Source organism: Methanoculleus sp. (assembly GCF_035363275.1).
Taxonomy (GTDB): Archaea; Halobacteriota; Methanomicrobia; order Methanomicrobiales; family Methanoculleaceae; genus Methanoculleus.
This window is the reverse complement of the sequence record NZ_DAOSET010000070.1, coordinates 1-10,146: the sequence shown is the minus strand read 5'-3', so window position 1 is coordinate 10,146 and position 10,146 is coordinate 1. Positions and strand designations below refer to the sequence as shown.

The window sequence follows — 10,146 nt, the reverse complement described above, 5'->3', positions numbered from 1 at the left end:
ACCGCCGACCTCGGGGCGGTCCTCTCGTCTCTCCAGCTGTACATCTTTGCGATCGTGACCGTCCTCTTCGTCCCCTGCCTTGCTACGATCACGGTCCTCCTGCGTGAGGTCGGCTCACGGATAACGCTTGCCATCACATTCTACACGGTTGCCCTCGGTCTCCTCGTCGGAGGCCTTATGTTCCGCGTTCTCTCATAAGTGGTGTACACTCATGTATCTCTACAAAACCGGCATCCCTCTGATCGACAGGGAGTTCGGGGGCCTGCGGGCTGCCACGAACATCCTTATCCTGGCGCCGCCCCTGGCCTACGCGGAACACCTCGCGTACAGGATAGCCTGCCCTCTGCCCGGAGAATGGACGGTTGCGATCACGACCGACGAGCGTGCCGCCGATGTCGCGGGTGCGTTCAGGAGGCAGGGGGCGGTTATGAACCACGTCGGGTTCATCGATGCGGTCACGAAGACGTCGGTGCCGACCTTGCGGGACACGACGAAGGCGAAGTTCGTCACGAGCCCTCTTGACCTGACCAGCATGGGGATCAAGTTCTCAAGGATGGTCGAGGATATGTGGAAGGAAGGAGTGATGGCCGATCCGCCGGGGCCGATGCCTCCGCCGGTCCGGCTCTGCATCAACTCGGTCTCGACACTCCTCCTCTACGCGCGGCTGGAGGTGACCTTCAAGTTTCTCCATGTCATCACGAACCGGGTGAAGAAACTCGAGGGGGTCGGCGTCTACGTCCTCAACAGGGAGTCGTTTGACGAGAGAACCATAGCCACGATCAAGCAGTTGATGAACATGGTCGTCGAGGTGAGGACGGATGACGGAAGGCAGCCGGTGGAGCGGGACTTCCGCGTCGTCGGCATCCGCGGCAGGACGACCCCCTGGATCCGTTACCTCTACGATGACGGAGCACTGACGATTGAGGGATGATGATGAGACTTGCTCCCGGAGCGGACCGGCGATGCTGACGTTTGTGGGCCTGGGGCTCTACGACCTCGGTGATATATCGTTAAAAGGCCTCGAATGCGTCCGGAAAGCCGATGTCGTCTACCTGGAATCGTATACGTCGCGGCTGATGGGGACGGACGTTCCCCGGATGGAGGCGTTCTTCGGCAAGGAGATCCGGGTGCTCGGGCGGGAGGACGTCGAGCAGGACCCCCGCGAGATCCTCGAGCGTGCCGCGGAAGGCCGGGTGGCGTTCCTGACCGGGGGAGACCCCATGGTCTCGACGACGCACGCCGACCTGCGGATGCGGGCGGCCGCTGCCGGTGTTGCCACCTCCATCATCCACGCCTCGTCGATATCGAGCGCGGTCTCGGGCCTCTCGGGTCTCCAGAACTACCGGTTCGGGAAGTCGTGTTCGGTGCCGTTCCCGGCAAAAGGCTGGTTCCCGACGGCCCCCGTCGAGACGGTTGCAGCAAACCTCGCGCTCAACCTGCATACGCTCGTCTACCTCGACATCCAGAAAGACCGTTACATGCGCATCCCGGAGGCGGTCGCCCTTCTCGAGGAGATGGCGGAGAACCGCGGCATCGAGCCGCCCGCGCTCTACGTGGGTATCGCCCGGGCGGGGTCGGAGAGCCCGGTAGTCCGTGCCGGGTCCGGTGCGAGACTCAAAGCGACGGATTTCGGACCCCCGCTCCATATCCTGGTCGTGCCGGCCGACCTCCACCCCATGGAGCGCGAGTACCTGGAGATCTTTGCCGGCCTATGACCCTTGAGGAGTACGGTGTCCTCTTTCTTGCGGCTCTCCGCCGGACCCGGATCGCCGTTCCGGAGGGGACGTTCCTTTACCGGGCGGCGGAGGAGGTGGTCGAGATGACGGCGGCCTACGAGAGCGACGGCGGGATATTTCTGAGAACGGGCGACCCGGTGAACGCGCTCGCGGCCTTTGCCTACGGGCTCGGCTGGCTTGACGCGGGCTCGCGGATCGGGCTGCTCGAGCCGCTCGCCGCTCATCCTCCGGATCTCGTGGACGCGTGCATACCGGATTCAGAGAGCGCCCACCTGGACGAGAAGACCCGCCGCTACCGGCGGATGCTTCTGGATGCTCTTGCGGCGGTCCGTGCAGCGCCGGACGAGGCGAGCCCGCTCTCTCCCGGGGCTGAGGCGCTCTGTTCCGTGGCGCACTCCTGGTATACGGACGGCGTCGAGCACTTTGAAGCGGGCGACCTGGTCGGCGCTCTCGCCCGCCTCAGCTACGGCTACGCCTGGCTCGATGCCGGCATCCGTGTGGGGTTTCTCGGGATCACCGGCGATCGGAGTCTCTTCACGGTATGAGGAGTTTTCCCGCAGAGGCGCCCTGCCCGGCCCGGGAGATACCCGGTGCGCGGAATCGCCCCTGCCCGGGGGATCCCGGATTCTATCGATCTCGATAAACCCATCGTTAAATAGTAGCCGCACGATACGTTATTAGTTCAATTCGGGTATTTTTTTCGGAATTACCCGAAGATCCGCGGAAGATCCGCGTGAGTCAATCGGGGTTTGAGGGTCGGTCTCTAACATCCGCACCACCACGCCCGGGAGCGCAGTGCATGAAGAGGTCTCAGTGGAAGTGGCTGCTCGTCTCGATCAGTTTTAGCGTCCTTGTCCTGGCCGGGGTCCTCTACTTCACCGTCGATGAGATGACGATCGAGTACCTCAGCCGCGTCAACCCGCTTTACCTGGCCCTTGCGGCCCTTCTCCATATCGTCTCGCTCGTTTTCTGGGCGCTCCGCATCCAGCTGATGTCGCGGTCGCTCGGCTACCGGGTGGGATTTCTCCACAGTTTCAACCTGGTGCTGGCGAACATGCTCGTCGCGGCGGTCACCCCGTCGCAGGCGGGCGGCGAGCCGGTCCGGGTTCACGAACTCTACCGGGCGAACGTCCCGGTCGGGGACGCGACCGCCGTCGTCGTCATGGAACGGATCCTGGACGGGGTTGCCCTCGGGGCGCTCGGGGCCTTCGCCATGCTCTTCCTCGGCAGGTACTGGAGCAGTATCAGTTCGGGGTTCAGCGGCCTGAGCCTGATCATGTACGCCACCTGGATCTTCGTCACCCTCTTCGTCCTGATCTTCGTCTACTCGGTGAAGAACCCGGACCACCTCAAACGGGCCCTCAAATGGATGTCACGATGGATTGACCGGCGCTGGCGCTTAAAGAGGCTCGAGAGCCTGCTCGACGCGATCGACCGGGAGGTGGACAACTTCAACGCGGGTCTTGTCAAGTTCGTGAACCACGGCAGAAGCGGCCTCGTGTGGGGGATGTTCTTCACCCTGCTCTTCTGGCTCTCGGAGTTCGCCATCGCGTCGCTGCTCCTCGTGGGTCTTGGCCAGCCGGCGTTCTTCGTCGAGTCGTTCGTCGTCCAGCTCGTCCTCGCCGTCATCATGATGATCCCGCTCACGCCCGGGAGTTCGGGTGTTGCGGAGCTCGGCGCCACGTCGCTCTACAGTCTCTTCGTTCCGTCGTCGATCGTGGGCATCTTTGTCCTCCTCTGGCGGCTGATCCTCTACTACTTGAATATCCTCCTCGGCCTGTTGTCGAGTCTCATCATCGTGCGGCGCGAGATCCTTGCCCGCGCAAAAAAGCAGTGATGTACCCCAAGGTTTAAACCCGATAAGGCTGATGTCACGTGATCACATGACGACTCAACGTTGCAGGGTCCAGGGTGTCTTCATGTCGGTGAGCGAGATGGGAGCGGCACCGACTGTCGTCCTGGATGCCGGGGGCGACAGCACAATCCCCATATACGTCGGGCTCTGGGAAGCGATCTCGATAAGTAACGCTCTGAATAGTGAGATGCTGCCCCGCCCCATCACCCACGACCTCATCGTTGAGGTCTTCCGGAACTTCGAGATTGCTCTCGACGCCCTGCACATCGACTCCCTGGAGGAGGGGGTCTTTTACGCCAAACTTCTCCTCAGACAGGGTTCGCGCACCGAGGTCATGGACTGCCGGCCGAGCGACGGGATAGCCATCGCTCTGCGTTACCGTGCGCCCATCATGATCGAGGATACGGTCGTAGAGTCCGCAGCAGTGAAGAAGGACGACCTGCCCCGGATGGTAGACCTGAAGGACTACCTCTGACCGGCAAGGCAGGGAGAGAGGTCTCTTCCCGAAACGAGCCTATTTACGGCGGGCGGCGAGTTCGTCGAGCACATCCGCCACATCGGTGCCTGATGCCCGGAGTGCCACCAGGAAGTGGAAGAGGAGGTCGGCCGCCTCGGAGACCGTCCTCTCCGGGACCTGGTTCTTTGCGGCCAGGATGAACTCGACCGCCTCTTCACCGACCTTTTCAAGGGATTTGTCGATACCTTTCCGGTGGGTCAGGACGGAACTGACGTAACTTTCGGCCGACGGGTGCTCGGCCCGGTCCTCTATGACCGTCCAGACCTCTTCGAGGACGGTCCAGTCACGCATGATCGTCACCTCCCGCGAGCACCTCGCCGAGCTCCGTATCGAAGTAGCGGGAGAGGAGGAGCCGTGCCTTCTCGATGGTGCACCCGCCTTTCCCGATGGCGATACCGAGATCACCCTTCTTGATCTGGACCGTGAGTCTTCCGTCGTCTTCTCTCCTGACGCCGACGACTTCGGCCGGTTTAAAGACGTTTTTTGCGAAATTTTCGATCTCGGGAGAATATTCCACCATCTCTATACGTTTCCCGAGGACCCGTTGCATCTTCCTGATGTTGCCGCCCTTCCGACCGATAGCGAGACCCATATCTCCCTCTTTTATGAGGTAGATCACGCGGTCGAAGCGTTCGTCGATGATGCAGTCCAGCGCGGTTGCTCTGGTAAGAATTCTCAACTCTTCGATGTATCGTCGTTCTTTAAAGCATATTGTTCGTATCATTGAAGCAGTCCCCGATGGGAATGATGCGGTAGGATATAGTCGCCGGAAGGATATATATCTGAGTACCCCCGGCGGGGAGGGGGCTAGCACTTCTGCAGGATCACTTTTATTGCCGCCCCTTCCTCCGGTTTTCCGGGCACCCGGTCCGCCGCCCAGACCCGTCCGCCATACTGGTTGGCGAGGGTCTTGACGATGTGCAGGCCAAGACCCCGGCTCCCTGAGGCGGGTTTGCCCTCGCGGCTGAACCGGTCGAAGATGTTGGGTTTTAAATGGTCCGGTATGCCGATACCGGTGTCGGCGACCGTCAGCGTCACACTGTCCCCGGTCTCGATGACGGATATATCGATCCGCACCTTCATGCCGCCGAACTTGATGCTGTTGCTGATCAGGTTGGAGATGACGTGTTCCAGGAGAGGGTTTGCCCAGACCATGTGGCTCTCCCTCGTGTAGCGTATGTCGATGCCTGCGTAGCGCCGTACCTGGCCGTGAATGATACTGTCCAGGTCGACCGGCTCTAAGCGGACGTGGTGGGTGTTGAGCGTGGTCAGGAGTTCGACGTTCTTGATGACGTTGATCCCCTGCTCAACCGTGTTCTTGACCCTCTGCGCGAGTTCCGCCTCCTCGCCGGCGAGCCGTTCCCGGAGCATCTCGATGATCGTTGCCGCGACCATGCTGGTGTTGTAGATGTCGTTGCCGAGCAGGTCGAGGTAGAGGCTGGAACGCCGGTTGGCCTCCTGAAGGGCCCGGTCACGCAGAAGGTCCCTGGTGATCTCCCGGGCGACTCCGGTGGCAGCCGTGATCCTCCCGGCGGAGTCGTGCAGGGGGTGGACGGTGACCTCAAACGACCTCTGGTCGCCGCGCCACTCAAACGTCCGGGTCTCCGATACGACCGCACCTGCCTCGATGACCCGGCGCGCAACCCCTACCAGGGACTCCGCCTCCTCGGCCGGGAGGAGGACACGGGGCGTCTCGCCCACGATGGTCTTCGGGTCTATGCCCATCTCCCGGGCGCCGCTCCAGAAGAACCGGGTGAAGATGCCCTCCCGGTCGAGCGTGAAGACCATAGCAGAGAGAGCGCTCGCCAGGACCCGGACCTGCTCTTCTGCCGCCCGGGAGGATTCGTCCGGCACATCCCGGATGGTCTCGACCGCACCGACCTGCCTGCCGGCGGCGTCGTAGAGGGGAGCGGCCGTACAGAGAATCTCCCTGCCGGATGCCGGCGTAATCCTTGAGCCGGCGAGCAGTCCTTTGCTGTCGTGGGAGACCCGGCGGTAGTTGCTCCCGGCATCGCTGCATTCCAGGATGCAGTCTGCAAGCGTCGGGCACCTCTCGCCGAAGAGCGCTTTCCCGTGCGCATACCCTCCTTCTCCCACGATCTCCCCTGCCGGGATGCCGGTGTACCGCTCCATGCTGTCGTTCCAGACGACCACCCGCCCCTCGCAGTCGAGAACGAGTGCCGGTTGCTGGAGATGCTCGAAGATACTCACGGGTATCTGGCTGCGATTCATGGGTCCGCTGACTCTTTCCTGATTCATCTTCATACGCATCACCCGGGGACGGCTCTCGTCCCCGTAAAGCCGCGAAAAGGCCACCTCCTCAGGATCTCCGGGAGGGTTCCTCTGCGCTGGGGGTACAGGCTCCCCTGTTTATTGCCGCTTCCGGTCCTGGGGGATCAGCCCCCGTCCCTTCACGATCAATTGCTCAAGGACGGGGTCTCGGCAGGGACCGGGATAAACACGTGGAAAAAGTGTCTGGGAGCGTCGTTTAAAAGAGTGTCTATTTATTCCCTGTAAAATATACTGCCTGGCGGATTTGTTATTTATGCCTTGCTAGATCCTTTCCGGGCAGATTGTGAGCGGTTGGCGCAATAGATCAATTTGGTGCAGATTTAAGGCTTGTGGGCCGGGCAACATCGTCATTCCGGATCGGCTCCGGGGACGCGAAAGCCGGCGTCCCGGATTATTACGTAAGTTAATATTTGAGTATTTGCAGATTATAGATGATGTTCGGGCGTTATACTGGCACATTTCACCGTGAATGCGGTGAGATTCTGGTGGAAACGGAGAGAGTTAACGGTCTCCGGATCTACCGCCGGAGGTGCAAAGGAGAGCCGTTCGAGCGGATCCTGGTCTCGGAGACGGGCGAGGTGATCATCAACCCGGTGGAACCGGTCAACCTCCCGACGGAGATCACGAACTACCTCCTGATGGAGTTCTCCCCGATGGTCATCGAGCCCGGCGCCACCCAGACGGTCTACCTGAAGTTTCCCGTCGAGATCGGCGTGTTCGTCGAATCTGCAAAGGATATGGAGGTACTGGACGTCTTCGCTCCCGGCAGTCAGAAGTACACGCTCTACGGGTCACCGACGAGCGGGGTCATTGCCCGGTGGTATACGAGTGCGGTCTACCCGGAGCTCCCCCCGGTCGAGTCTTTCTGCGAGGGGGTTATGGAACTCTCCATCCATAACGCATCCCACGAGTGGGTAGAGGTCTCGCGGGCCGTCTTTGACAGCACCGACATGAAGATCTTCTACGGCGACTTCGTGGCGGCAACCGCCACGATGAACATTCTCAGTGCGAACCTGGCGGAGACGGACTTCGTCGACGCGCCCCTCCGGCCGGGGATGGTGAAGTCCGTCGAGCTCTACACGGCCCGCAAGATCCCGGTGATCAACCGGGGATACCTGATGGAGTGGGGGCTGTCATGAGCTTCAACGTGACCGAGATCTTCGAGATCCCCATCGGCATCGGGAATATCACCGTCGAGAACCTTCTGTATTTCGCCGTTATCCTCATCATCGGCGTAACTGTCGCGAGGGTTGTCTCGACGAACGTCAGGAGAGCCCTCCTGGAGCGGCTGCCCAAGAACGAGCGCGAATTGCTCACAAAACTGGTCTACTACGTTATCATTCTCTGGGCGTTCGTCATCGCTCTCCCGCAGCTCCACTTCGATCTCTCCGGCCTCCTGGTGGCCGGGGGAATCGCCGGTCTCGTCATCGGTTTTGCGAGTCAGAGCGTTGTCTCGAACCTGATCTCCGGGCTCTTCCTCATGTTCGAGCACCCGATCAAGATCGGCGACAATATCAACGTGTCGGACGTCAGCGGGAGTGTCGAGGATGTCCGCGTCCTCTCGACCGTCATCAAGACCTACGACGGGCTCTACATCCGGATCCCGAACGAGACGGTCTTCACCTCGAACATCACGAACTACGTCCACAACGCCGCCCGGCGGTTCGAGTACCAGATCGGCATCCGGTACGAGGACGACGCCGATGCGGCGATCCGGATCGCGAAAGAGGTCATTGCGACCCACCCCTTCGCCCTGAAGAGTCCCGCGCCCTCGGTCTTCGTCGACAACCTCGGTGACAACAGCGTCAACCTGACCGCCTACATCTGGGCGCCGGCCCGGAACTGGTGGGACGTCCGGACGGACCTTCTGTGGAAGATCAAGCAGGCGCTCGAAGCGAACGGCATCGAGATGCCCTTCCCGCAGCGGACCCTCACGTTTGCGGACGGGCTCGAGGTGCGGACCCGGGCGGCCGGGAAGAACGAGAGGGAGGAGTAATCTCTTTTTTTTAGATCCGGTGCACCTGCCCGACCCCGCCCGGCCGGAAGGAGGCCGGATACCGCTCCGCGAGTTCTCCGATTCTGTCGGTGCAGTGGGACGCCGAGAGGTGCGCCACCCCGGCGAGGGCCTCGACATCTTCGCCGGTGACGGTGTGCAGCCCGCCGATGACGCCCCATACCGGCCCAACCTCCGAGACCTTCTCGATGATTCTGCTGATGTGCGGGTGTGCGCACCCGGTGACGACCAGGTAGCCGCCCGAAACGGTGATCGCGAGCGACTGTTCGGGGATAGCGGTCCCGAGCGGGCCGGTCACGGCGATGCCGTCGGCGATCTCGGCCCACTCCCCGACGATACGGGGGTCCGTGTACTCCCGGACCAGCGAAAGCGTCTTTGCCGAGAAGGCGTCGTGGACGATGACCTCAATCGCCGGGTTCCGGGCGAGAACCGCCTTAAGGCCGCCGATGTGGTCGTGGTGGTCGTGGGAGAGGACGAGGTGCCGGATGGCCGCAGGGTCGATGCCGAGCGCCTGCATGTTTGCGAGGAGGATGTCGCCGCGTTCCCCGGTATCGAAGAGCAGCCCTGCCTCCTCTACCAGGCAGGAGAACCCCCAGTCGGGCGTGAGGCCCTCGCGGCAGGGGATGTTGTTGTAGACTTCGGTGATGGTGGGCATCGGAAGAGACTCCACCTCTCCGGTCTCTCCTCACAAACGATGATGCTTCCCGATGGGGCAGGCCGGATGGCGGGAGGCCGGGTCCGGGGTTCGGAGCACCCCGGACCTGCAGAAAAATGGGTTATCAGGAGGTCAGGAGATGATGTAGGAGATCGAGACGCTCGCGGTCACGTCGATCTCGCCGGCCTCAAGCGGGGTCGGGGCGGCGCTTCCCGCGGCCTTCTCCATGCTCATGAGGCGGCCGTCGTAGACCATCGGGATGTAGTTGTTCCCGACGTTGACCTCTTTGACATCGATGATAGTCTTGCCGAGCGCTGCGACGACCGCGTCTGCGTCGCCCCGTGCCTGCGCCACAGCGGCGGTCAGGGCCTGCGACCGGAACTGCTGCTGCTTGGCGTCGCTCAGGGTGAACGCGAACCGGTCGACCCGGTTTGCGCCGTTTTCGACTGCAAGGTCGACGATCTCGCCGGCACGGTCCACATCGTTTAACGTGACCTCAACGGTGTTGATGACGCGGTAGAACTGGATCCTCAGATCGGGGACCCCCGAGTCGGTGGAAAGGGGCCGGTTGTTGTTCTCGGTCACCGGGATGATGTTGTAGCCGGCGGTCTTGATATCCTTCGCCGGGATGCCGGCGTTCTTTAAGGCGTTGATTACGGTGTCCATCCTCCGGGCGTTCTCCTGCTGCGCCGTCGTAACGTCGGCGTTCTCGGTCTCGACCGCGAAGAGGATGATAGCCTGGTCGGGCGTGGTCGTCACCTTACCGGTGCCGGAGACGTGGATCAATTTGTCTGTGGATTCCTCAGGCAACTGTGCGGTGACGTTGCCGATCACCGCGGCGCAGAGGACCATCAGGGCGATCCCCAGAAGTGCTGTCTTTCCTCGCATAAGTATCAATCATCTCTTGTTTCGGTGAAAATAAATATCTTGCTTTAGCTACGAGATTTTTCGTAGTTTTAATTGTCCAGATCTCGGAAAGGGGGTTTTATCTCAGGAATCTCGTATCTCCTCACTCCTCGTCGCTCTCCGTCGGCCATCCGGCCGCCGCCACCAGGCGGGCGATCAGGACGGCGATGT

General features: G+C 61.6%; 12 protein-coding genes and 1 pseudogene. 8 read left to right on the top strand and 5 right to left on the bottom strand.

Annotated elements, in window-relative coordinates; all coding sequences use genetic code 11:
* The 6 genes and pseudogenes from PLN84_RS11770 to PLN84_RS11745 form a co-directional block, all read left to right on the top strand.
* Nucleotides 1-198 (top strand): annotated as a pseudogene (locus PLN84_RS11770) (ferrous iron transport protein B); the annotation flags it as partial.
* Between the two features lie 13 nt (nt 199-211).
* Nucleotides 212-931 carry a hypothetical protein gene (locus tag PLN84_RS11765; protein ID WP_292559162.1) on the top strand — a complete coding sequence of 240 codons (720 nt, stop codon included), beginning with the start codon at nt 212-214 and terminating at the stop codon, nt 929-931.
* Between the two features lie 31 nt (nt 932-962).
* On the top strand, nt 963-1,715 hold the full coding sequence (gene dph5 / locus PLN84_RS11760) for a diphthine synthase (RefSeq protein WP_292559171.1): 753 nt from the start codon (nt 963-965) through the stop codon (nt 1,713-1,715).
* Nucleotides 1,712-2,281 carry a DUF357 domain-containing protein gene (locus PLN84_RS11755; protein ID WP_292559163.1) on the top strand — a complete coding sequence of 190 codons (570 nt, stop codon included), beginning with the start codon at nt 1,712-1,714 and terminating at the stop codon, nt 2,279-2,281. Before dph5 ends, PLN84_RS11755 begins: the two co-directional genes overlap by 4 nt.
* A 254-nt stretch (nt 2,282-2,535) precedes the next feature.
* A complete protein-coding gene (locus tag PLN84_RS11750) occupies nt 2,536-3,573 on the top strand; it encodes a flippase-like domain-containing protein (protein WP_292559164.1) in 1,038 nt (345 codons plus the stop codon).
* 46 nt (nt 3,574-3,619) lie between these two features.
* Entirely contained in the window at nt 3,620-4,066 is a 447-nt protein-coding gene (locus PLN84_RS11745) for a bifunctional nuclease family protein (RefSeq protein ID WP_292559165.1), read from the top strand.
* A gap of 39 nt (nt 4,067-4,105) precedes the next feature.
* Here PLN84_RS11745 and hisE read toward each other — a convergent pair whose 3' ends face one another.
* The 3 genes from hisE to PLN84_RS11730 all read right to left on the bottom strand — a co-directional run bounded on the left by hisE (nt 4,106) and on the right by PLN84_RS11730 (nt 6,340).
* Complete coding sequence (gene hisE / locus PLN84_RS11740; RefSeq protein WP_292559166.1) at nt 4,106-4,399, bottom strand: phosphoribosyl-ATP diphosphatase; 294 nt, start codon at nt 4,397-4,399, stop codon at nt 4,106-4,108.
* Complete coding sequence (locus PLN84_RS11735; protein WP_292559167.1) at nt 4,392-4,832, bottom strand: NusA-like transcription termination signal-binding factor; 441 nt, start codon at nt 4,830-4,832, stop codon at nt 4,392-4,394. The genes hisE and PLN84_RS11735 overlap by 8 nt, the downstream gene beginning before the upstream one ends.
* 83 nt (nt 4,833-4,915) lie before the next feature.
* Nucleotides 4,916-6,340: an ATP-binding protein gene (locus PLN84_RS11730; protein ID WP_299954362.1), complete on the bottom strand. Its 1,425-nt coding sequence runs from the start codon at nt 6,338-6,340 to the stop codon at nt 4,916-4,918.
* 545 nt (nt 6,341-6,885) lie between these two features.
* Here PLN84_RS11730 and PLN84_RS11725 point away from each other — a divergent pair.
* Complete coding sequence (locus PLN84_RS11725; protein WP_292559169.1) at nt 6,886-7,539, top strand: DUF432 domain-containing protein; 654 nt, start codon at nt 6,886-6,888, stop codon at nt 7,537-7,539.
* A complete protein-coding gene (locus PLN84_RS11720) occupies nt 7,536-8,396 on the top strand; it encodes a mechanosensitive ion channel family protein (RefSeq protein WP_292558894.1) in 861 nt (286 codons plus the stop codon). Before PLN84_RS11725 ends, PLN84_RS11720 begins: the two co-directional genes overlap by 4 nt.
* 10 nt (nt 8,397-8,406) lie before the next feature.
* Here the strand turns inward: PLN84_RS11720 and PLN84_RS11715 are convergent, their stop codons facing one another.
* Together PLN84_RS11715 and PLN84_RS11710 are read right to left on the bottom strand one after the other, a co-directional pair.
* Complete coding sequence (locus tag PLN84_RS11715; protein WP_299954367.1) at nt 8,407-9,084, bottom strand: MBL fold metallo-hydrolase; 678 nt, start codon at nt 9,082-9,084, stop codon at nt 8,407-8,409.
* Between the two features lie 117 nt (nt 9,085-9,201).
* A complete protein-coding gene (locus PLN84_RS11710) occupies nt 9,202-9,957 on the bottom strand; it encodes an SIMPL domain-containing protein (RefSeq protein ID WP_348532096.1) in 756 nt (251 codons plus the stop codon).
* Between the last annotated feature and the right edge of the window lie 189 nt (nt 9,958-10,146).